Below are 20,052 nucleotides of genomic sequence, written 5' to 3'. Positions count from 1 at the left end.
GAACGCCCATGGAACGCCTAGCCACCAGACTGGGGGCATGGCCGTCGCAAAGGTTCACTCGAGTTACATCCTGCGCCTGACCCAGCGGCTTAGTCGGCTGACCTACGAGCTGCGCGACGTGCGTACGGGTCAGGTGCGGCAATTCGAAAGCGCCAGGGAACTCTCGAGCTACCTCGAGACGCGGGTCATGGAGGCTCCACCCGAACCTGTCAGGGGCAGAGGACGCTAGGGGCGGGGTGGAGCAAGGAGAGAGTTCTGTGGTTCAAGTGGGGAGGTAAGGGTATGAAGCAGTGGATTTTGGCAGCGGTATTGGGGCTGGTTCTGGTAGCTTGCGGTGGGGGCACCTCGACGCCGCCCACGCCTTCCGAGCTGGCCGAGCTTATCACGGGTGGTGATCAGGCCGAGGCCCAGGTGACGCTGGAGGTTCTGCGTAGTTTCAAGCCGGCTACCATCAGCACCCAGTTCAACCCCTTTATTGGCGGCCTGACCGTCTACGAGATTTCCGGCACCACCCCCAAGGGGCTGCCCTTCAAGGCCATTGCCCTGGGGGATGAGGGCCTCGAGCCCGATGCGCTGCGGGGGCAACTGCGCATGAAGGCCCGGCTGCGCCGGATTCAGGGGCAGGTGGTGCTGGCGGGCTGGCTGGTGCCACGGGATCCCAACTCTACCCTGAACCCCATCGCCTTTATTGCAGCGGCCCAGAACGCCAATTTCAGGGGCCCGACCGCGGGCACGGTCTACCAGTTCAGCGGGATGGCCGAGTTTAGGGGGGTCTGCGAGGAGAAGGGCCTCAGCGGTTCGTACAGCCTCAAGCAAGGCAACCTCGAGCTCGTTGGAGCCCTGAAGGGCGTGCGGGCCGGCGAGACGCTGGGCTGCACCCCCGGCGAGGTGCAGGAGCAAAACCTGCCCGTCGCCCTGAGTTACACCGCCGTGGAGACCCATATGGGCACTATCTTCAGCTTCCAGGGCAGTCTGGCGCCGGGGGCTGGAGGTGCCTCTGCGCAGGGCCAGGTGCAATCGGCGATGCCCTCCCAGGGCCTCACCCTCACACCCCCCACCCTGCCGATCAGCCCCCTTGTGGCGAACGTTGCCCTCAAACCCAACGTCAAGGAGCTGGGCAACGCCTCGGGGGCCGAGCTGGTGAGCTTCGACCAGGACAACGGAACCCTCATCTTTAACCGGCTGGCGGGCAACCTGCGCGAACTGGCCGTGGGCGACATTGTCGCCAGCGCCCCCCGCAACGCCGCCTCCAACGGCTTTCTGCGCCGTGTAACCGGTATCGAAAACACCAGCGATGGCAAGGTGCGGGTTCGCACCGCCAAGGCCAACGTGGCCGACCTGCTGGACGAGAGCGACATTCAAATGGACCTTCCGCTGAGCGAGGCCGATGTCCAGCGGGCCACGGCCCTCGAGCGCGGCCAGATTATCTATGCGGCCCAGCAACTAGGCCCCTCGGCCCAGAGCCAGATCAGGAAAGAATTCTCCGAAGAGGTGATAGAAGGCGTCACGGTGAGCGGCTTTGTGCAGTTCACCCCCAAAATTGTGGTCAAGTTCCAGTGCCGCAAGGCTTTCTGCTCCGAGCCATACTTCCTGGCCAAGTTTGTGCTAAACGAGCGGGCCGAGGTTCGCCTCAACGCCATCCTTGAAAAAACCCTGCACAAATCCATCCCGATTGCACGGGTTCCGCTGGGCACCATCACCGCAGGGCCGCTGGTGTTCGTAATTGACGTGGTCTTTACGGTGGATGTGGAGGGCAAGCTGCGGGTGGAACTCGAGGTAGGCGCCTGGCAGGAACTCGAAATAGAAGCGGGGACGGAGTACAACAAGGACTTCAATGGTCGCTTCCAGAAAATCAACGAGATCACCAAAAACGAGCGGGGCATCATCGGCCCGACCATCGAGGGCAGCGCTGAACTCAAAGCGGGGGTGTATGGGGCTTTGCGGCTCATGCTCTACGGGGTAGCGGGGGTCTCGGCCGAGGCTGGGCCTTACGTCCAGTTCAATGCCCAGTACCCCCGCCAGCCCTACTGGACCATGAAGTTTGGCCTCGAGGGCAACCTGGGGGTGGATATTGATCTGCTCATTTTCCGCAAGGAGTGGGACGTCAACCTCTTCGATATTGAGTTGTTTACCGAGCAGGCTCCCAACTCGCCGCCCAAGTTCGACGACATCGGCCCCAAGTATGGGTGCAACAGCGGTTACGCGGCCCGCAACGCCTCAAACAAGGTGGTGTTGTCTGCCAGCACCGACGACAAAGAAGACGGCCCCGGCACGGGCACCATCCAGTGGCGCAGGGGCAACAACCTGCTGGGCACCACCACCAAGGCCGATAAGCACACCCTCGAGGTAGACCTGCCCAACGGAACCCACACCCTCACCGCGACCCTCACCGACAGCCAAGGAACCTCGCGCACCCGCAGCTTCGAGGTAAAGCTGGCCGCCAACCAGTGCCAGTTCCCCAACGGTTTGCCGGACGTGAATATCGTAGGCAACAGCGATGAAGGGCTGCCTATCCCGTTCCCTTATTACGCCAATCTTACCGCCCGCACTTGGCCGTTCTCACAGGCTGGTTGTCCCACCCACGAGGTGTTCTGGCGATCGAACCTGCAACGCCGCAGCCTGGGCAGCACCAATGGGGTTTTTGTGCCGGCCAGCGGAGGGGTGGGGCCATTCTGCGAGCATAGCTTCGAGGTGCGAAAGATGGCGGATCGCCAGGTGATCACCACGCGGTTCACCCTAAACGACCTTACTGTCAAGGACACCACCGAGGTTCTGCCCTCGAGAATCCTCAGCCTGAATATCGGCGGCATCCAGTACAGCGCCCCCAGCAACAGCCGTTACATCTACGTGGGCGATCAGGTCAACTTTACCGTGAGCGGGGATAACCCGGTGTGGAGCTCGAGCGAGCCCGCCGACAACATCAACGGGCGCAGTGGCAACAGCGTGAACGCCCGCTTAAACACCCCAGGCCCCCGCACCATCGTGGCCCAGGTGTCGGATGGCAACGGTGGGTTCAACTCCAAGAGCCGCATCATCTACGTGCATAGCGGGCTGGCCCGGCCCTAGTGCAACGGCTGTGCACACCGAGGTGTCGTGATGAAACCATACCTTATGTTTTGGGTGCTGGTGCTGCTGGGAGGGGCTATCCCCTCCCAAGCCCAGACCGCCTACCGCCCTACCGTGCAACTCACCGACCTTTTGGGCCTGCGCTTCTTCCCCCAGAGCGGGCTGTTCCAGTTCGACGGCCTTCAGATTGCTTTTCCCAAAGCAGGGGAGACCTACTCGCTGGAGTTGCGCCGGGCCGGTGGGGGGGTGATTTACAAGGTTGGCTTAGATTTGCAAGAAGTCAGCGGCTTTCCCGCCTTTGGCTGGCTGAACCCACAGGAGCGCGGCTCGGATAAATTCAAGCTCAGTGAGGGCGGAAAGTACGAGCTGGTCGTGCGGATGGGCAGCCAGGACATCGGGGTGGTGGCCTTCGAGGCCAGGGCCACCGACTCGGGCGATGCCTTCAACCCTGACAAAACCTTCCGGCTGGTGGGCCCCTGGGACCGATGGGCCTACCTCTATGCCAGAGATGGCGACCCCAACGCCCACCTTTACGTGGTGGGCTGGGTGACCGACAGTGAGTTTGGCCCCAACCGCAGCGACCACTGGGTGACGGTGCAGATCACCAAAGGCGGCAGCGTGCTGTGCAAGTCGGAGGTATTTGTGGATGAGCCGCACTGGACGCGCTACCGCTTCGATGTGGCCCGGTCCAACAGCAACGCCCCCTGCACCCTGGCCGACCTTCAGAAAGCCGATGGCGAGTATGGGCTCGAGTTCCGCTCCAAAGCCAAGCTGCTGCGAAAGTTCAACTTCCGCGCAACCAACAAGCAAATCCAGCGCATCCCCCGCAACGCCCTGCCCTATCTGAGCGCCAACTGGGGTGGAATTCCCTCCAAGCTGGTCAACAGCGACTTGCAGCTACAGGAAACCTTCTGGTTTGAGGCCTCGAGGTAACTAGCCGCTCGAGAACCAAACAGGCGGCTCGCCCAGTACAGCAGTTTTGCTCGTACTGGGCATTTTGTTTTGCACGACGGGTTTTTGTGGGCCGAGAGGGTCGCGTTACAATGGGGCCCATGTACCGCCCCCGCCTCCTCACCCCCGGCCCCGTCGAACTCCACCCCAGGGCCCTCGAGGCCCTCGTGCGTCCCCAGCTTCACCACCGCAGCGAGGCGGCCCGGCAGATTTTCCTCCAGGCCAAGGCCGGGCTCGAGGCCGCCTTCAAAACCCAGGGCCAGGTCTTGCTGCTCACCGGCTCCGGCACCGCCGCCATGGACGCCCTGGCGCAGAACCTCTTTGCACCGGGGGCCCGGGTACTGGTGCCGGTGCACGGCAACTTCTCCGAGCGCTGGGCCAAAATTGCCCAGCAGGCCGGGCTGGAAGTGGAGCGCCTGGAGCTCGAGTGGGGCCGGGTGGTGCGCCCGGAGCACCTGGAAAGCGCCCAGGGCCCCTTCGACGGCCTGCTCCTGACCCACTCCGAGTCCTCGACCGGGGCCCTCAACGACGTGCGCACCCTGGCCCAGACCTTCAAGGCCCGCTTCCCCGAGGGGCTGGTGGTGGTGGACGCCATCACCAGCCTGTTTGTAAGCGAGTTCGAGCTGGAGGGCTGGGGCCTGGATGCCGCCGCCTGTGGCTCGCAAAAAGGCCTCATGTGCCCCCCAGGGCTGGGCTATGCGGCCCTCTCGCCCCGTGCGATCGAGCACCTCAAGCCTCGAGGCTTCTACCTGAACCTGGCCGCCGAACTCAAGGTGCAGAGCACGGGCGAGTCGGCCTGGACGCCGGCCATCAACCTGGTGGCCGCCACCGCCGCGGTGCTGGCGGAACTGCTGCCCCGGCTGCCCCAGCACATCGCCCTCAAACAGCAGCAGAACGGGATCCTCTATGCCACCGGCCAGGAGCTTGGCCTGAAGCCCGTGCCCGAGGTAAAAAGCCCCGCCACCACCTGCTTTTACCTGCCCGAGGGGGTGAGCTATGCCCAGATCAAGGAGGCCTTCGCCGCGCGGGGTGCGACCATTATCGGCGGGCAGGGCCAGCTCAAGGGTAGGGCCTTTCGCCTCTCGCTGATGGGCTACTCCGATCTGTACGATGCCTATGCGGTGGCCCAGATGATGCGCGAGGCCTTGCGCTTCGATTAGGCGAGAAGCGGGTTGTTGTAGGGGCTCGAGGCCCGAAAGGGGTGTAAAGCATGACATTTCTGGGCAAGGTGTTGGATCGCCAACCCGGGGATGAAGATTCGGGCCGTCCGTTTTATCTACCGGCAGATGCATTCGCTCTTGGGGGCGTAGGTGGGGCAGGGCCTCATCGGTAGATCCACCAGCGAATGGCTAGCGCCACCATACTGGTCAAAACGTAGGGGAACGCCGGCAGCATAAAGGCCATGGCTTCAGGGCCCAGCGACTTTACGGTTGGGGGCCGAAACAGTTCATACAGGGTGGCGGCGCCCGCCATCAGTAGAAAGCCGCCCACAGCGGAGAGGATGCTGTACAGCACCCAACTACCCGAGGGTTTGATCCAGATGCCCCAGAGGGGGTTGACGACGGCCAGGGCTGCCAACACCAGCAAAACCAACAAAACTGCTAGCCCTGTATACTCCCCAGGACGAAATGCACGAAAAAAAGCATAGATGAGCGCCAACAGCCCGATGGCTGCCAGCGCCTGGTAAAAGAGGGGCCAGAAGACCGCCATACGTTCAGGATAGCCTGAAGCTGGCTTTGGGGCGGTTCAAATCCAGGTGTCCAGCAAGATAACTACCAGCATCCCCAGGCTCACCACCACATTGGCCTGGAAGAAGGCTTGGTCTACCTTGCTCAGGTCATGGGGCTTTACCAGTTGATGCTCGTACCACAGCACTGCACCCACCGCCAGCACCCCCACAAAGTACGGCCAGCCCGCGCCGCTGAGCAGGCCGGTTAGCAGAAAAAACCCGAAGGTGAGGGCGTGGCAGGCCTGGGCGATGCGCAGGGCAGTGGGGAGGCCAAAGCGGGCCGGCACACTGTGGATGCCGTTTTCGCGGTCGAACTGGTAGTCCTGGGTGGCGTAGAGGATGTCGAAGCCGGCCAACCAGAAGGCCGTACCGGCCCAGAGGGCGAATAAAGCGGGTTCAAAAGCCCCGGTAACGGCAATCCAGCCCCCGGCGGCGGCGGCCCCGATGGTCAGGCCCAGCCAGAAGTGGCACAGCCAGGTGAAGCGCTTGGTGTAGCTGTAGCCCACCAGAAAAAACACCGCCACCGGCAGCAGTTGCGCGGTGAGGGGGTTGAGGTTGAAGGCGGCCAGGGTCAGGAGCAGCAGGCCCACCACCGCCAGGGCCAGCACCTCGGCGGGTTTGACCAGCCCCCGGGGGAGGTGGCGTCCGGCGGTGCGGGGGTTGGCGGCATCAATGGCGCGGTCAATCAGGCGGTTGAGGGCCATGGCCCCGGTGCGAGCGCCTACCATCGCCACTGTAACCCAGGCAAACACCTCCCAACCCGGCCAGCCCCGGGCGGCCAGCAGCATACCGCCGTAGGCGAAGGGGAGGGCGAACAAGGTGTGCTCGAAGCGGATTAGGTTTAGATAGGTTCGGAGTCGGCTGGTCAAGGCCACCATAGGTCTGTGCCCAAGTGTACCCTGAGGGAAGGCGAGCAATGTGGGTAGATAGGGTTTTTGCGGTTCTATGGTAGTGGATGCGAAAGCCCCCGGCTTTCAGTAGGTTCTGTACTTCAACGGATCATACGCATTTCGGTAGTATCGTTCACTTCGGCAAGCCTAAACGATACTACCGAAATGCTTTTCTACTCCCTTCGGTCGGCTTGAATCCTTCACCGTTGGACGCAGTCAGAGGTGAAGGATTCAAGCGGAAACGGTATCAGTTGTTGGAGGGTTTGAACCACAGCCTTAGCCTGGGCAGTGGGTTTGTAGTGGAGGAAGCCTTGCGTCGGGCGTTGGAGCCAATCCAGGGCCTCGAGGTCCCGCAGGGCCAACGCTAGGGCGCGGCTGGTAATACCAGGAAGGGCTGCCTGCAGCCCCGAGAACCGTGTATGGCCCTGGGCCAAGGCCAGCAACACCGGCAGGGTCCACTTGCGCAGGGCGATGTCTTGGTGGTTGTGGATGAGTTGCATCAATGAGAGCCACCGGGTGGAGTTCCGTGGCCCCACCCAGACCATCCCAGGCATGGTCAAGCTGGCTAATTTTTACGACCCCGACGGCAACTCCTTCATGCTGGCCGAGACCCTGTCGCAGGTCTAAGTTACGCCCAGATAAGGTACCAATGGCTTATTGCCGCTGACGCAATTCCCAAGTGATTACTGACCCCCTCATCGCTCAAGATACACTGCGCTCCAAGATCTCTTTGGCCGCCCGTTCGCCAGCCTCGATGGCCCCTTCGATGTAGCCATAGTAGTGCACGGCGGTCTCGGTTCCGGCCCAGTGGATGCGCCCGATGGGAACGCGCAGCTCTTCGAACCCCGCCGACATCACCCCCGGTGGGGCGTAGCACTGGTAGCCCCCGCCGATGAAGGGCTCGGTGAGCCAGTCGTGGTCGAAGTAGAGTTTGGGATACAGGGCCTCCTCGCCAAACACCAGGGCCAGGTCTTCCAGCACCGCACGGCGGCGAATTTCAAACGGCTTGTCGCTCCACAGCACCGCATCGTCGCCACCGATAAAAGCCACCAGGGCCGGGTTGCGTTCGTCGAAGGGTGTGGCATCTATGGTGTCGTCAAAGAGCAGCCGGTCGGGGTCTACCGGGTTGGCGGGTTTATTGCGCCAGAAGGGCCGGTCGTAGAGGGCGAAACACTTGATCACCGAGCCCATCTCGAGCCGCTGCATGAGCTTGGTGCGGCGACGGGGCAGCACCGGCTCGAAGTCTATACGGGTGACCTGGTTGGGTGGGATGGCCAGAATCACCCGCCCGGCCCGAATGCTGTAGCCCTCGGCAATGATGGTGACCCCCTGCTCGTCGTGCAGGATGTCGTAGACCTGGCAGTTGAGGCGTACTACATCGCCTAGCTGTTCGGCCAGTCTGGTGCAGAGGGTCTGCATTCCCTCCCGCACCCGCAGGGTTTCGTTGCCGCGCTCGAGGCCCAGCACCCCCTCGAAGCCGCCCGCGCTCCTCAGGCTGTACAGCAGGTGCAGCACGGAAAAGTCTTTGGGCTCGATGGTGTACTCGGTACGGATAATCTGGTCGAACAGGTTGCGCAGGTAGGGGCTGTCCAGGTTAATCCGCTTCCACTCCTCCACGCTCTGCACATCCAGTGAGAGTGCGTTGGGGGTAGCCGAGGGTTTCTCCACATTCACGCTCTCGACCAGAAAATCGAGCTGGGCCTTGACCCAAGCCCATTCCGCCTGGGTGAGCTTATCCATGGCTGAGAGCGGTTGCACCGCCAGATCAATCCGCCCTGAGTTGTGTTGTTCGAAGGGGGTCAGCCCCAGCTCCCGAATCAGCCCCATCACCTTGGGCATGTCGGGGCTGATCCACTGCCCGCCCAGATCGAAGTTCGAGCCGTCGGGCAGGGTTTTGGTCAGGAGCCGCCCGCCCACCCGGTGGTGGGCCTCGAGCACCACCACCTTCAGCCCAGCTTCTTGCAGCACCCGCGCTGCCACCAGACCCGAAATCCCCCCACCCACCACCACCACGTCTGTATGACCACTACCATTCCTGCTAATAACTACCACCTATCCCTGTACCCAAGCACCACTGGCCCGCCAGGCGCAGGCCCCACTCAATGCTTCTGTTGGCCCAATAAGGTTGTTCGTGCGCGGTCTCGCCCCCCGAAGGCCCAGCCGTTGCCAGTGCCCTTTACCGATTCACCTCAGGATAACGTACCCAGGCGCTTTTGGAATACAAATGAGGGGGTCTTGCTCGCAGATTGCAGGCGCAACTTTTACCAGCCACCGGAAAGGTGGGGGCCAGTTCCCTACGCCTCGCCCCTGGCTACCGGACGGCTTGGGTCGGAGACCCAGTCGCTCCAAGAACCGGCATAGAGCTTAGCCTGTTTGCCTGCTAATTCCAGCGCCAGCAGATTGGCCGTGGCCGAGACACCCGAGCCGCAATAGGCGATAATTTCGCCCTCGAGCCCAGCAAAACGCTTTTGCTGGGCCTCAGCGGGTTTGAATTTGCCCGAGGCCTCCAGGCTATCCAGCCAGTTGCGGTTGATGGCCCCCGGGATGTGCCCGGCCACCGGGTCTATGGGCTCCACCTCGCCCCGGTAGCGTTCGGGGGCCCGGGAATCTATCAGCACCGTACCTGCCGGGCGATGGGCTACAAAATCGGCGTCCACCACCATCTCGGGCCGGGGGTGGGGTTTGAAGGTGGTGGGGGCATACTCAACTGCTGCGGTAGAAACCTCGTACCCTGCCGCTCGCCAGGCCCCGATGCCGCCGTCCAGCACGGCCACCTGCTCGTGGCCCAGCCAGCGTAGGAGCCACCACAGGCGCGGGGCATACATGCCGCCCGCGGGGGGGTCGTCGTAGGCCACCACAACATGTTCGTTGCCGATGCCTGCGCGGCCCAGGGTCTGGGCCAGGGCCTCCGGGGTGGGCAGGGGATGGCGGCCCCCCCGGCGGTCGGGTCGCACCGGCGCCGAGAGGTCTTGCTCCAGGTCGAGGAACAGGGCACCTGGGAGGTGCCCGGCTGTGTAGGCCCGCCGACCGGCTGATGGGTCTTGCAGGGAAAAGCGGCAGTCCACAATCCGGAGCCGCTCGTCGCCTAGGTGCTCGTGCAGCCATCGGGCGCTGACCAGTGGAGAACGCATGCCAACAGCCTAACACTGCCAGCGGAGGCGGATTGTGCCTGTCCAGCGCCCATCGGGTAATCTAGGGTCATGCAAACCTTCAAGGCCCTGGTGGTGGAATCGGGCGATCCCTACACCGCCCATATCCGGCAGGCCCGCCTGGACGAGCTGCCGCCGGGTGAGGTGCTGGTGCGGGTGGCCTACAGCAGCCTCAACTACAAGGACGGCCTGGCCATTACCGGCGCGGGCAAGGTGATCCGCAATTTCCCCATGGTTCCGGGCATTGACCTGGCCGGCACGGTGCTGGAGTCGGCCTCGCCGGAGTACAAACCCGGCGACTCGGTGATCCTGACCGGTTGGGGCGTGGGGGAGCGGCACTGGGGCGGGCTCTCGGAGCTGGCTCGAGTGCGCGCGGAGTGGCTGGTGCCCCTGCCCGAAGGGCTCACCTTGCAGCAGGCCATGGGCATCGGTACCGCGGGTTTTACCGCCATACTGGCGGTGATGGCCCTCGAGGCCCATTCCATAGACCCCGCCAGAGAAGTGCTGGTCACCGGCGCGGCCGGGGGGGTGGGCAGCCTGGCCGTCGCGTTGCTGGCCCAGCGGGGTTACCGGGTGGTGGCCTCCACGGGCCGCGTGCAGGAAGAAGCCTATCTGAAGTCGTTGGGCGCTCACGAAATACTGGATCGCGCGGTGCTCGGTGCACCTGGCAAACCCCTCGAGTCCGAACGCTTTGGTGGGGCCGTGGACACCGTGGGTGGAGCGGTGCTGGCTGGGGCGCTGCCGCGCATGGCCTACGGCGGCAGCGTGGCGGCCTGCGGCAACGCCGGTGGGGTGAAGCTCGAGACCACCGTATTCCCCTTTATTCTGCGCGGGGTGAACCTGCTGGGCATTGACTCGGTGATGTGTCCCAAAGAGAAGCGCCTCCTGGCCTGGCAACGCCTGGCCCGCGAACTACCCAAGCCCTTGCTAGAGGCCACCCTGCAAACCGTAAGCCTGGAGGAAGTGCCGGCGCTGGCCCAGGCCATCCTGCAGGGTCAGGTGCGGGGGCGGGTGGTGGTGAAACTGGACTGAACTCCTTTCTCTCGGGTTTGCGCGGTGCTCAAACCGGGCTTTGTGCTTATGATGGTTGGGCCATGTACGAGTACGGCTTGGGCGTGTACAAGGTCTGTAAGGTGATTGCGCGGGTCTTGCTTCAGGTCTTGTTTGGCCTGAAAGTTGAAGGCGCCGAGAAAATCCCCAAGGAAGGGCCGGTGATCCTGGCTTCTAACCACATGTCTTTTGTAGACCCGGTGGTGATGGGAGTAGCCTGCCCCAGGGTAGTGAGCTATATGTCGCGCGACGATGTGTTCAAATACCCCATCCTGCGCTGGCTGTTGCCACGTCTGTACGTGATTCCGGTCTCGAGGGGGGCGGGCGACCTGGGGGCTATCAAGGCGGCCATTCGCGCTCTAAAAAACGGTATGGCTTTTGGCATTTTCCCCGAGGGACGCCGCAGCCGCACCGGCTTCATCGAGCCTTTCAAAACCGGCGCGGCGGCTATTGCCCTGCGCACGGGTGCGCTGATTGTTCCGGCCGCCATCATCGGCAGCGATAAAGCCTGGCCGGTGGGCAAGGGGCCGCGCCTGCGGCGCTCCATCCGGGTGGTATTTGGCGATCCCATTGTGCTACCTCCTGGAAAAACCGATCATCAGACCCTGGAAGAGGTCACCCGTCAGCTCGAGGCTGCCGTGACCGCACTTTTACCCCCCGAATATCACAGAAAGCCCACCATTTAGGCATTCTGTCTGGAACGAAATGGCTACCAACACTGCCCTGGCGCTTGCAATTTGGAGATAAAGTGTGTTACACTCCGTGCTGAAGGGAAAATAAAGGAGGTAATCGTATGGCAAGAGGTGGATCCAAGAAAACCAGAACCAAAGCTGATCTGATTGACCAAGTAGCCACTGCCGCTGGCTTGAAGAAAAAAGATGCTAAGGCCGCTGTGGACGCTTTCCTGGGTAAAGTCGAAGATGCCCTGAAAGCCGGTAGCAAAGTGCAACTGACCGGCTTCGGCACCTTCGAAGTGCGCAGCCGTAAAGCCCGCACCGGTGTGAAGCCCGGCACCACCCAAAAGATCAAAATTCCTGCTTCCAAGTATCCTGCCTTCAAGCCTGGCAAAGCCCTGAAGGAAACCGTCAAGAAATAAACCGGTCGTCCCTTCCAATAGGGGAGGCTTCGGCCTCCTCTATTGCTTTGCAAAGGCGTCTTAACCCAGGCGCAACAAAGGCCGCCACCAGGGGATGGCCAGCAACACCAGGGCCACGCTTGGCCCATACCAGATCAGGGCTTGGCGTTGCTTGAGCCAGGCCTCGGTGGCTTTTTTGATGCGGCTGCTGCCCACATGCGCTAGAATCACTGCCGCCAGCATCAACACCCAGTGCTCGGCAATAAAGAAGCGGGTCTGGCTGTTTTGCATGGCCGCAGCAGGATTACCCAGTGCGCTTTGTACCAGGGGGCTTATGACCAGCAACAAAATACCCAGCAGCAGTTGCAGATCCATCAAACCGGTGTAGAGCCGCCCCGCTTGGCGGTCAGCAGGGGCGTAGCTTCGGCTCCTGAACCCGCTCACGCTTCGATAAATCACATAAACTGCCGCACCTAGCACCAGCCATCGGGCGATGTTGTGGATGGACAGAAGAAGATCGTACATGCTTCTAGCCTAGAGCAAGTTTCGCAATAAATACACCCTCGATGCAAATTTTTGTGAAGTACCCTGGTTAGACGCTAAGCAACAGATGTCGCGGGGTTCTTACCATGCTGGCAGACAACAAAAATGTCACCCAGCGCGTTTACAAGAACGGCCCTACTGCCACTGTACGACACGCTCGAGGCTGTGGCGGTGGTGTTCGCGCCCAGCTTCATCGGCGATGCCAATAGGGAGCAAGGCCGTGATGGCTACGTGCGAAGGCAAACCCAGCAGTTCCTTGACCTTAGCGGCATTGAAGCCGCCCATCGGCACGGTGTCGTAGCCAAACGAGCGGGCAATCAGCATCAGATAGCCCAACAAAATGAATCCCTGCGCTTTACCCCAGTTCTCGCGTTCTTCATCGCTCTTGCCTTCCCAGGCTTTGCGCAGGTTGGCCGCCCTGGTTTGTTTTTGCTCGTCGGAGAAACCAGGGTGGAAGATTTCTTCCACCTGAGCCAGGGTGTCTTTCATATCGCTATACACCACCAATACGGCGGGGGCCGAACCAACCTGGGCCTGGTTGTTAGCGGCTTCGCGCAGGCGCTCCTTGAGTTCGGGGTTCTGCACCACCGCTACCCGCCAGGGCTGGAGGTTGTTGGAGCTGGGGGCCTTGAGCGCTAGGGCCAGGATTTCCTCTAGCGTCTCCTTGGGAATCGGCTCGGGCTTGAACTTGCGGATGCTGCGTCGGGTGAGGACGGCTTGTTTGACGGAGAGAATGCGTTCGTTAACGGCTTCCATACAAAGGTCTACTGTAGCCGAACTTTTCTGACCAATCATGCGGCACTTTACAATCTATAGTATTGCGAATGCATTTCCATCAGGATTGAAGCGGTAAACAGGGATGCTTGGCACAATCGGGCACAGTTTAGACAATCCCTCGCTGGGTATCACTGCGAAATGTGTTGAGCGAATTGTTTTCGTTCACCTGCCATTCACAAACCCACCCCACAGCCTTCACAGGACCCGCTCTACCCTTAGGGCGTCGCAGGGGAACTGCCCGGCGCAGAAGGAGACAGAAGTTATGGAGATGGCACTGGCACATGGTTACGCTTATGGCTTCAATCCGTTCTTGGCGTTCTTTGGGTTTTTGTTTAACCTGCTGTTTTTTGTCCTGTTCATTGCCTTTATCCTCTGGCTGTTGAAGGGCTTCAGGCGTGGACGTTGGGGCCATGGTTGGAAGCGGATGCGGCCTGCAGGAGGGCCTTGGGGCCAGGGGGACTGGTTCCGTAGCGGCGACGAGGCCATGGAGACTGCCCGCGAACGCTTTGCCAGAGGAGAGGTTACCAAGGAGCAATACGAGGCCATCAAAACCGGCTTGGAAAACGAACGGGCCAAGGACGCCCGCGAACCCCGCAACGATTGGAACTGGAAGGGCTGGTGGCACCGTGACCATGCGCTCGAGGTGGCCCGGATGCGCTTTGCCAGGGGCGAGATCAGCCTCGAGGAATTCGAATCCATCAAGCGCGGGCTGGAGAGCTAGAACGGGTAAGGGAAGGTTGAGAGGGTATGGGTAGCTGGAGCCAATTTCCTCTATCGCGTTCCCACAACTACGCTGCATGCCATGCAGCGTAGTTTACCCAGTGCAACAAAAACCGTTGTACTGGGTATTCGTGGGAAACGCTCTAGTGCTCCGGTAACTTAATTCCCGGGATGGATTTGGCTCCCCTAATATCTGGGAGTTGCTTTGAGCGCTTCATTTTGGGAACTTCACTGCGTATCAATCTTAAACTTACCAAACCACTAGCTACCCTTATTTCGTGGAAACCACGCTGCCTTAGGGGCACAAACCGGGGAAGACCTGAGAGGATGCAGGTAATACACCAGACATTTGCACCGGGCTGGGGACAGTAATAATAGCCTGTTTTATCGTAGAGGAGAACCCCTATGGCTGTGCCCACCTCCGCCTATCAAGCGATCGAACTTAGCCCACAGCAGCGCTTATTTACCCTGGTCGGCACTTTGCTGGGGCTCTTGCTGGCAGCCCTCGACCAGACCATTGTGGCCACCGCTGGGCCCGCGATTCAGCGCGATCTAAACATCGAGCCTTCGCTCTATGTCTGGATTACCACAGCCTACCTGGTCACTTCCACGGTGTTTGTACCCATCTACGGCAAGCTCTCCGACCTGTACGGGCGCAAACCGATTTTGATTGTAGCCATCTCGCTGTTTTTGCTAGGGTCGTTGCTATGTGGCTTGGCCCAAACACCCCTGCAACTCATCCTCTTCCGCGCCTTCCAGGGCCTGGGTTCGGCGGGGTTGTTTGTGACGGCCTTTGCCATCATCGCAGACATCTTCCCACCGGCTGTGCGCGGGCGCTACACCGGGCTATTTGGCGCGGTGTTCGGCCTTAGCAGTGTGGTCGGCCCGCTGGTGGGGGGTTTTTTGACCGACAATATTAGCTGGCACTGGGTGTTTTTCGTCAACCTGCCGGTGGGGGCGCTGGCGCTGTTTTTCATCGCTTCCAGAATGCCATTGCTACGCTCTTCCCAGCGCAAACCCACTATAGATTTTTTGGGGGCTTTCTGGTTGCTGGCTTTTACCGTACCGCTCCTGATTGCCCTGAGCCTAGGCAAGACCCGCCTCAACCCTGGCGAGACGGGTTTCCTGTGGGGTTCATGGCAAATTCTGGGGATGTTTGCCCTGGCCGCAGTTGGGCTGGTGGCTTTTGTCCTGACCGAGCGCAGGGTTAAGGAGCCCATTCTTCCGCTAGGGCTGTTCAAGAACCGCACCTTTGCGACGGGCAACGCGGCTTCGTTTGTATTGGGGGCCGGGTTTCTGGCAGCGATTGTGTTTTTGCCCTTGTTTATGGTGATTGTGGTGGGCTTGAGTGCGACCAATGCTGGCCTGACCATCATGCCCCTAACCTTTGGCATTGTGTTTGGCAACATCATCTCGGGGCAGATCGTCAGCCGCATCGGGCGCTACAAACCCCTGATGCTGATGGGCCTGGGTATCTTGAGCATTGCTTTTATCATTATGGGCTTTACCCTCCGCCCAGAATCTACCCAGGCGGAAGTGACGTTCAAAATGATTCTGATGGGATTGGGATTGGGGCCGGCCATCCCCCTCTATACCCTGGCTGTGCAGAATGCGGTTTCACCCATGATGGCCGGGGTGGCCTCCTCGACGGTACTGTTCTTTCGCTCGATGGGTTCGACGATTGGGGTGGCGATACTGGGCAGTATTTTTGCGAACAGCTTTAGTGCCCAGCTGACCCCCCGCATAGATGCTGCCCTGGCTGAATTGCCCCCAGCCCTGCGCTCAAACTTCCAACTGCCCACAGGGGGTCAGGTCGGGGAGGGGGGTGCCCAGCTATCCTTTGATGCCGAGAAGATCAAGGCTGATATTGCCAGGGGTTTTGAGGAACAAAAAGCCACCCTGAGGGCTGCCCTGGAGGGCGACCTCGAGGCGGTGCGCCGCCTGCTGGGCAACCCCAATACCCCAGAAAACCTGCGGCGGGTGCTGGAACAAGGGGGTGTAGAAGCCTCGGTCAAGGCCGGATTTGCCGCCCAGTACGAGGCCCTCGAGCGTGCCCTGGGGGCCGGGCCACAGGGTTTGCAAGCGGTGCTCGAAGACCCCAGCGTACCGCAAAGCCTCAAAGACAACCTGCAGCGAATTCCGCCCCAGGTGCTGCAAAGCCCGCAGGGAAGAGCACAGGTGCTGGCCGAGGTGCGGGCTGGAATCGAACAGGCCCTGCCCGATACCGTGCGCCAGGTGAAGGAGGGCATTCTTTCTGGAGCAGCCGCTGGGCTTATTCAAACCCAGGCCCAGCTCTTCGAGGTTGTGGACAAGCTCGAGCAAGGCGTGAAGGAAGCCCTGACCATCGCCATCGCGCAGATCTATCGGATTGGAATTGTGATTGCGTTGCTGGGCATTGTCATGACCTTGCTGATTCCAGAATTGCCCTTGCGTAAATCCAATGCCCCACTGGTGGTCAAGGAATAGGAGTAGGCGTGGGCGGAACCATTTTGATCGTGGAGGATGAGGCCCGGCTGGCGGAGATTCTGGAAGACTATCTTCGCCGCGAGGGCTATCGCACCGAGCGGGCCAAGGATGGCGGGCGTGCGCTGGAACTCTGGCGTGCAGCCCAGCCCGATCTGATTCTGCTGGACATCATGTTGCCGGTGCTGGATGGGCTCGAGGTAGCCCGGCGTATTCGAGCCGAATCGGAGGTGCCCATCATCATGCTCACCGCCCGCGACGACGAGGTAGACCGACTGGTGGGCTTGGGACTGGGAGCCGACGATTATGTGGTCAAACCCTATAGCCCGCGCGAGGTGGTGGCCCGGGTGAAAGCGGTATTGCGCCGGGTACGGGGCAGTGTACTGGCTCCCGAGATATACCGGGCTGGAAGCCTGGAAGTGGATCTGGGCGCTTTTGAGGTACGCTGCAATGGGGTGTTGCTAGACCTGACCACGGGTGAACTCAAGCTGCTGGCCTTGCTGACCAAAGAACCGGGCCGGGTTCGCCAGCGCTCGGAACTGCTCACCGCCACGGGCGATGCCGACAGTTTCGCCGACGAGCGAACCGTGGACGCTCATATCAAGAACATCCGTCGCAAGCTAGGGGTCTGCGGAGAGCAGATCGAGACGGTGCGGGGGATTGGGTACAAGTTGAGGGGGAGTGCTTCTGGGCAGGGAAGGCACCAGTGAAGAGCCCACTTTGATCAGCAAAAGGCCCCGTGCTGTGAGGATGCGAATATGCCCAGGAAGCCCCCGTGGAATACCCATCCACCCCATCGGGCGTGGGCTTGGGATGAGGCCAACCCCGAAGCCCGGCGGCGCTGTCCACAACAGCGCTGGCGAGGACGTTGGGGCTTGCGTCGTCGCCTGACTTTTTTCTTTGCCTTTGTAGCCCTAGCTGCCGTGTTCATCACCACCTGGTTCACCCTGGGGGCGGTTTTTAGCGCTTTTTTCCCCCACCAACCCGATGGCCCTTTTCGCTGGTGGCAGGATGCACCGGGCCGCTACTGGAGCGATGGAAACACGCCCCTGAACGATTCGCAGCTTCGGGCGGCTCGAGAGGCTTTCGGGCGTATCACCGGGACGGCTTTCTGGGCTGGAACCCTGGCCTTTTTGCTGGCAGTGGTGGCCGCAGCGGTGGTGACCCGTATCCTGACCCGGCCCCTGGTGGCCCTCACCGACGGGGCCAAACGACTGGAAGCGGGTGAGCGGGGCATTCGTATTAAAGTGCCGCGCTCGCGCGATGAATTGCGCAGCCTGACCGAAGCCTTCAACAACCTGGTGGCGGGCCTCGAGCGCCAGGAAGCCTGGCGGCGCAACCTGGTGGCCGATATCGCCCACGATTTGCGCACCCCCCTGGCGGTGTTGCGCTCGGAGATCGAGGCCATGCAGGATGGGGTCTCCAAGCCAGATGAAGCGGGCCTCGAGCGCCTGCACGGACAGGTTTTACTCCTGACCCAACTGGTCAACGATCTGCGCACCCTCTCGCTGGCCGAAAGCGGTGGGATGGAGCTGAAAAAAGAACCGATAGAACTGGCCGGCTATCTGGTGGAGGTGCTCGAGCTGTTTCGCCCCAGGGCGGTGGAGGCGGGTCTGGAACTGGTGAGCAGTGTTCCACCACAGCTCATCGCCCTGCTAGACCCCAACCAGATGAAAAGAGTGCTCAACAATCTACTCGACAATGCCGTGCGCTACGCCAGCCCAGGGAGAGCAGAAGTTTCGGCTTGGGCAAACCAGGATCAGGTACAAATCGAGGTGCGGGACTTTGGCACTGGCCTGGGCCAGGAAGCCCTCGAGCGGGTATTTGACCGCTTTTATCGGGGTGATGCTTCGCGCACCCGGGCCGAGGGCAAGGGTGGCTCGGGGCTGGGTCTGACCATTGCCCGGGCCATCGTGGAGGCCCACGGTGGAAAGTTGGCAGCAGCCAACCACCCCCAAGGAGGTGCGGTGTTCACCATCTATCTCCCCACCGCTGCGATAACACCTGGGTTGTAATGGCCTAATACCGTTTCCGCTTGAATCCTTAACCGTTGGACGCAGTCAGAGGTGAAGGATTCAAGCCGACCGAAGGGAGTAGAAAAGCATTTCGGTAGTATCGTTTAGGCTTGCCGAAGTGAACGATACTGCCGAAATGCGTATAACATCGCAACTCCCACCCTTACACTGCAAGCCCCGCAGTGTAATTGACCCGGTCCAACCAAAACCGTTGTACGGGGTATCCGCAAGAACCGCTCCGACAGCCGAATTATTTCGGAGCTAGGCCATATTTCTCTAGGCGTTTGGTGAGGTTTTCGTCCACGGGGGGCCGTGCCCCGAACCGCCCAATTACCCACCCCGCTGCTTGTACTGCGAGCTGACCTGCGGCCAGGGCATCTTTAGAGCGCAAGTAGTGCCCCAGAAAAGCTCCCCCAAACGAATCGCCGGCCCCGGTGGCGTCCACCGGCTGGTCGCGGGTGGCCGGAAGTTCGATGAGGTGGCCCCGGTCGAGAATCAGGGCCCCGTCGGCGGCCAGCTTGAGCAAAATCATGGCCTCGGGGTAGAGCTTTTGCAGCACCTCGAGGATGTCCTTGGGGTCTCGCACCCCGGTAAGGGCCTGGCCTTCGTCCAGGTTGGGAAACACATAATCCAGCGAAAGATCGCGGGTCATGCGGCGGAACTCCTCGCGCCCAATTTCCCGGATCATCTGGAACGAGGCCGGGTCGAAAGAGACCGTCACACCAGCCTCGCGTGCGACGTGCACGGCTTTGAGCGCGGCCTGGCGCGGCGGGTCGGTAAAAAGCGACCAGGCCGTCACGTGCAGGTGTCCGGCCTGCCGAATCACCTCTACCGGTACTTCCTCGGGGCGCAGGTCGAAGTCGGCCCCCTGGGAGGTGAGCATGGAGCGCTGCCCTGCGGCGTCAATCAAGACCAGAATCACGCCGGTGGGGTTGCTGGCATTCCAGACGATGTGGGGCTCAACGCCTTCTGCGGCCAGTTCCTGCACGGCAAACTCGCCAAAGCGGTCTCGCCCCACTTCCCCGATAAACCCTGCCGGATAGCCCACCCGGGCCGCCCATACCGCCACATTGGCCGCACTTCCGCCGCCCATCAGCAAAACCCGTCCGGTGGTATCGCCGCCGGGCAGGAGCAGGGTATTGGGTTTGGCCAGCACATCCCAGGTGAGGTCGCCGATGGCAACGAGGGGTTTGAGGTCTGTCATTGTGCCGATTGTACCCCTGAGCAGCTTCCCAACCCCGGTTGTCGGTTCTGTGCCCCTGTGCTACAATCCGATGCGCCAGCGGAATGGCTGGGACTCAAAGTGGGCCGTTAGCTCAGTCCGGTAGAGCGTTCGTCTCCAAAACGAAAAGTCGGAGGTTCGAATCCTTCACGGCCCGCCAGCATCGCAAAAATCGAACTTGGCAAGGCAAGCCCTCCTCACTATGTCTCCCAAACAGGAGGGTTTTGTGTTTAAGGTAGAAACCCAGTCTCACCCCAAGAATATCTGCCCCCTCGACCGCCTGCTCGAGGCCGAGGGGTCAAGAACGCTGCGCAACTACGACTGTGCCCTGAACCGGGTGCAGCACAGGACAAGGGCTTTGTTCGACCCGGGGCAGAGGGTATTTTCCAAGTGATTAATCGC

The 20,052-nt window shown here is 61.2% G+C and carries 21 protein-coding genes and 1 tRNA gene; 14 read left to right on the top strand and 8 right to left on the bottom strand.

Annotated elements, in window-relative coordinates; translation table 11 throughout:
• Window positions 1–37: 37 nt before the first annotated feature.
• From WKI89_RS12385 to WKI89_RS12370, 4 genes are all read left to right on the top strand, one after another.
• On the top strand, window positions 38–229 hold the full coding sequence (locus WKI89_RS12385) for a hypothetical protein (RefSeq protein WP_337870060.1): 192 nt from the start codon (window positions 38–40) through the stop codon (window positions 227–229).
• 53 nt (window positions 230–282) lie between these two features.
• Complete coding sequence (locus tag WKI89_RS12380) at window positions 283–3,066, top strand: hypothetical protein (protein ID WP_337870058.1); 2,784 nt, start codon at window positions 283–285, stop codon at window positions 3,064–3,066.
• Window positions 3,067–3,096: 30 nt separating this feature from the next.
• Entirely contained in the window at window positions 3,097–3,999 is a 903-nt protein-coding gene (locus WKI89_RS12375) for a hypothetical protein (RefSeq protein ID WP_337870057.1), read from the top strand.
• A gap of 119 nt (window positions 4,000–4,118) precedes the next feature.
• On the top strand, window positions 4,119–5,177 hold the full coding sequence (locus WKI89_RS12370; protein WP_337870055.1) for an aminotransferase class V-fold PLP-dependent enzyme: 1,059 nt from the start codon (window positions 4,119–4,121) through the stop codon (window positions 5,175–5,177).
• A 163-nt stretch (window positions 5,178–5,340) separates the two neighbouring features.
• Here the strand turns inward: WKI89_RS12370 and WKI89_RS12365 are convergent, their stop codons facing one another.
• The 3 genes from WKI89_RS12365 to WKI89_RS12355 form a co-directional block, all read right to left on the bottom strand.
• On the bottom strand, window positions 5,341–5,727 hold the full coding sequence (locus WKI89_RS12365) for a hypothetical protein (protein ID WP_337870053.1): 387 nt from the start codon (window positions 5,725–5,727) through the stop codon (window positions 5,341–5,343).
• 36 nt (window positions 5,728–5,763) lie between these two features.
• The gene (gene mqnP, locus WKI89_RS12360; protein ID WP_337870051.1) at window positions 5,764–6,624 is read right to left on the bottom strand and encodes a menaquinone biosynthesis prenyltransferase MqnP; all 861 of its coding nucleotides are present in this window, start codon (window positions 6,622–6,624) and stop codon (window positions 5,764–5,766) included.
• 212 nt (window positions 6,625–6,836) lie between these two features.
• Window positions 6,837–7,136, bottom strand: a complete 300-nt coding sequence (locus WKI89_RS12355) for a winged helix-turn-helix transcriptional regulator (RefSeq protein ID WP_337870049.1) — start codon at window positions 7,134–7,136, stop codon at window positions 6,837–6,839.
• On the opposite strand from WKI89_RS12355, the gene WKI89_RS12350 reads away from it, so the two are divergent.
• Window positions 7,126–7,263, top strand: coding sequence for a hypothetical protein (locus tag WKI89_RS12350; RefSeq protein WP_337870048.1), 138 nt, complete (start codon window positions 7,126–7,128; stop codon window positions 7,261–7,263). The two genes, WKI89_RS12355 and WKI89_RS12350, sit on opposite strands and share 11 nt — an antisense overlap.
• 75 nt (window positions 7,264–7,338) lie before the next feature.
• Here the strand turns inward: WKI89_RS12350 and WKI89_RS12345 are convergent, their stop codons facing one another.
• Together WKI89_RS12345 and WKI89_RS12340 are read right to left on the bottom strand one after the other, a co-directional pair.
• Entirely contained in the window at window positions 7,339–8,688 is a 1,350-nt protein-coding gene (locus WKI89_RS12345; RefSeq protein ID WP_337870046.1) for an FAD-dependent oxidoreductase, read from the bottom strand.
• A gap of 242 nt (window positions 8,689–8,930) precedes the next feature.
• On the bottom strand, window positions 8,931–9,767 hold the full coding sequence (locus tag WKI89_RS12340) for a sulfurtransferase (protein ID WP_337870044.1): 837 nt from the start codon (window positions 9,765–9,767) through the stop codon (window positions 8,931–8,933).
• Between the two features lie 69 nt (window positions 9,768–9,836).
• Between WKI89_RS12340 and WKI89_RS12335 the strand changes: the two genes are divergently transcribed.
• From WKI89_RS12335 to WKI89_RS12325, 3 genes are all read left to right on the top strand, one after another.
• A complete protein-coding gene (locus WKI89_RS12335) occupies window positions 9,837–10,817 on the top strand; it encodes an MDR family oxidoreductase (protein WP_337870043.1) in 981 nt (326 codons plus the stop codon).
• Between the two features lie 62 nt (window positions 10,818–10,879).
• On the top strand, window positions 10,880–11,521 hold the full coding sequence (locus WKI89_RS12330; protein ID WP_337870041.1) for a lysophospholipid acyltransferase family protein: 642 nt from the start codon (window positions 10,880–10,882) through the stop codon (window positions 11,519–11,521).
• A gap of 107 nt (window positions 11,522–11,628) precedes the next feature.
• Entirely contained in the window at window positions 11,629–11,931 is a 303-nt protein-coding gene (locus WKI89_RS12325) for an HU family DNA-binding protein (RefSeq protein WP_299427401.1), read from the top strand.
• A gap of 60 nt (window positions 11,932–11,991) precedes the next feature.
• Here WKI89_RS12325 and WKI89_RS12320 read toward each other — a convergent pair whose 3' ends face one another.
• Both WKI89_RS12320 and WKI89_RS12315 read right to left on the bottom strand, forming a co-directional pair.
• On the bottom strand, window positions 11,992–12,435 hold the full coding sequence (locus WKI89_RS12320; protein ID WP_337870036.1) for a hypothetical protein: 444 nt from the start codon (window positions 12,433–12,435) through the stop codon (window positions 11,992–11,994).
• A gap of 153 nt (window positions 12,436–12,588) precedes the next feature.
• Window positions 12,589–13,209 (bottom strand): nitroreductase family protein, encoded by a 621-nt coding sequence (locus tag WKI89_RS12315; RefSeq protein ID WP_337870034.1) that lies wholly within the window; start codon window positions 13,207–13,209, stop codon window positions 12,589–12,591.
• Window positions 13,210–13,492: 283 nt separating this feature from the next.
• On the opposite strand from WKI89_RS12315, the gene WKI89_RS12310 reads away from it, so the two are divergent.
• The 4 genes from WKI89_RS12310 (at window position 13,493) to WKI89_RS12295 (ending at window position 18,428) form a co-directional block, all read left to right on the top strand.
• Window positions 13,493–13,951, top strand: a complete 459-nt coding sequence (locus WKI89_RS12310; protein ID WP_337870032.1) for an SHOCT domain-containing protein — start codon at window positions 13,493–13,495, stop codon at window positions 13,949–13,951.
• Between the two features lie 404 nt (window positions 13,952–14,355).
• Window positions 14,356–16,416 carry a DHA2 family efflux MFS transporter permease subunit gene (locus WKI89_RS12305; protein WP_337870030.1) on the top strand — a complete coding sequence of 687 codons (2,061 nt, stop codon included), beginning with the start codon at window positions 14,356–14,358 and terminating at the stop codon, window positions 16,414–16,416.
• 8 nt (window positions 16,417–16,424) lie between these two features.
• Window positions 16,425–17,123, top strand: coding sequence for a response regulator transcription factor (locus tag WKI89_RS12300; protein WP_337870029.1), 699 nt, complete (start codon window positions 16,425–16,427; stop codon window positions 17,121–17,123).
• Window positions 17,124–17,171: 48 nt separating this feature from the next.
• Complete coding sequence (locus WKI89_RS12295) at window positions 17,172–18,428, top strand: ATP-binding protein (protein WP_337870028.1); 1,257 nt, start codon at window positions 17,172–17,174, stop codon at window positions 18,426–18,428.
• 250 nt (window positions 18,429–18,678) lie between these two features.
• Here the strand turns inward: WKI89_RS12295 and WKI89_RS12290 are convergent, their stop codons facing one another.
• Window positions 18,679–19,632 carry a sugar kinase gene (locus WKI89_RS12290; RefSeq protein WP_337870026.1) on the bottom strand — a complete coding sequence of 318 codons (954 nt, stop codon included), beginning with the start codon at window positions 19,630–19,632 and terminating at the stop codon, window positions 18,679–18,681.
• Between the two features lie 101 nt (window positions 19,633–19,733).
• Here WKI89_RS12290 and WKI89_RS12285 point away from each other — a divergent pair.
• Both WKI89_RS12285 and WKI89_RS12280 read left to right on the top strand, forming a co-directional pair.
• A tRNA-Trp gene (locus tag WKI89_RS12285) sits at window positions 19,734–19,810 on the top strand.
• A gap of 66 nt (window positions 19,811–19,876) precedes the next feature.
• Window positions 19,877–20,044: a hypothetical protein gene (locus tag WKI89_RS12280; RefSeq protein ID WP_337870024.1), complete on the top strand. Its 168-nt coding sequence runs from the start codon at window positions 19,877–19,879 to the stop codon at window positions 20,042–20,044.
• The last annotated feature ends 8 nt before the right edge of the window (window positions 20,045–20,052 follow it).

It is taken from the genome of Meiothermus sp. (assembly GCF_037443965.1).
In the GTDB taxonomy this organism is placed as follows: domain Bacteria; phylum Deinococcota; class Deinococci; order Deinococcales; family Thermaceae; genus Meiothermus.
This window is presented reverse-complemented; position numbering and strand designations above follow the sequence as displayed.

Bases quoted from the DNA above. Each gene is read 5' to 3' on its own strand.
- WKI89_RS12335 (WP_337870043.1), top strand. From the start codon at position 9,837: ATGCAAACCTTCAAGGCCCTGGTGGTGGAATCGGGCGATCCCTACACC.
- WKI89_RS12370 (WP_337870055.1), top strand. From the start codon at position 4,119: ATGTACCGCCCCCGCCTCCTCACCCCCGGCCCCGTCGAACTCCACCCC.
- WKI89_RS12305 (WP_337870030.1), top strand. From the start codon at position 14,356: ATGGCTGTGCCCACCTCCGCCTATCAAGCGATCGAACTTAGCCCACAG.
- WKI89_RS12355 (WP_337870049.1), bottom strand. From the start codon at position 7,136: ATGCAACTCATCCACAACCACCAAGACATCGCCCTGCGCAAGTGGACC.
- mqnP (WP_337870051.1), bottom strand. From the start codon at position 6,624: ATGGTGGCCTTGACCAGCCGACTCCGAACCTATCTAAACCTAATCCGC.
- WKI89_RS12325 (WP_299427401.1), top strand. From the start codon at position 11,629: ATGGCAAGAGGTGGATCCAAGAAAACCAGAACCAAAGCTGATCTGATT.
- WKI89_RS12295 (WP_337870028.1), top strand. From the start codon at position 17,172: ATGCCCAGGAAGCCCCCGTGGAATACCCATCCACCCCATCGGGCGTGG.
- WKI89_RS12320 (WP_337870036.1), bottom strand. From the start codon at position 12,435: ATGTACGATCTTCTTCTGTCCATCCACAACATCGCCCGATGGCTGGTG.
- WKI89_RS12315 (WP_337870034.1), bottom strand. From the start codon at position 13,209: ATGGAAGCCGTTAACGAACGCATTCTCTCCGTCAAACAAGCCGTCCTC.
- WKI89_RS12330 (WP_337870041.1), top strand. From the start codon at position 10,880: ATGTACGAGTACGGCTTGGGCGTGTACAAGGTCTGTAAGGTGATTGCG.
- WKI89_RS12340 (WP_337870044.1), bottom strand. From the start codon at position 9,767: ATGCGTTCTCCACTGGTCAGCGCCCGATGGCTGCACGAGCACCTAGGC.
- WKI89_RS12290 (WP_337870026.1), bottom strand. From the start codon at position 19,632: ATGACAGACCTCAAACCCCTCGTTGCCATCGGCGACCTCACCTGGGAT.
- WKI89_RS12380 (WP_337870058.1), top strand. From the start codon at position 283: ATGAAGCAGTGGATTTTGGCAGCGGTATTGGGGCTGGTTCTGGTAGCT.
- WKI89_RS12385 (WP_337870060.1), top strand. From the start codon at position 38: ATGGCCGTCGCAAAGGTTCACTCGAGTTACATCCTGCGCCTGACCCAG.
- WKI89_RS12350 (WP_337870048.1), top strand. From the start codon at position 7,126: ATGAGTTGCATCAATGAGAGCCACCGGGTGGAGTTCCGTGGCCCCACC.
- WKI89_RS12310 (WP_337870032.1), top strand. From the start codon at position 13,493: ATGGAGATGGCACTGGCACATGGTTACGCTTATGGCTTCAATCCGTTC.
- WKI89_RS12365 (WP_337870053.1), bottom strand. From the start codon at position 5,727: ATGGCGGTCTTCTGGCCCCTCTTTTACCAGGCGCTGGCAGCCATCGGG.
- WKI89_RS12375 (WP_337870057.1), top strand. From the start codon at position 3,097: ATGAAACCATACCTTATGTTTTGGGTGCTGGTGCTGCTGGGAGGGGCT.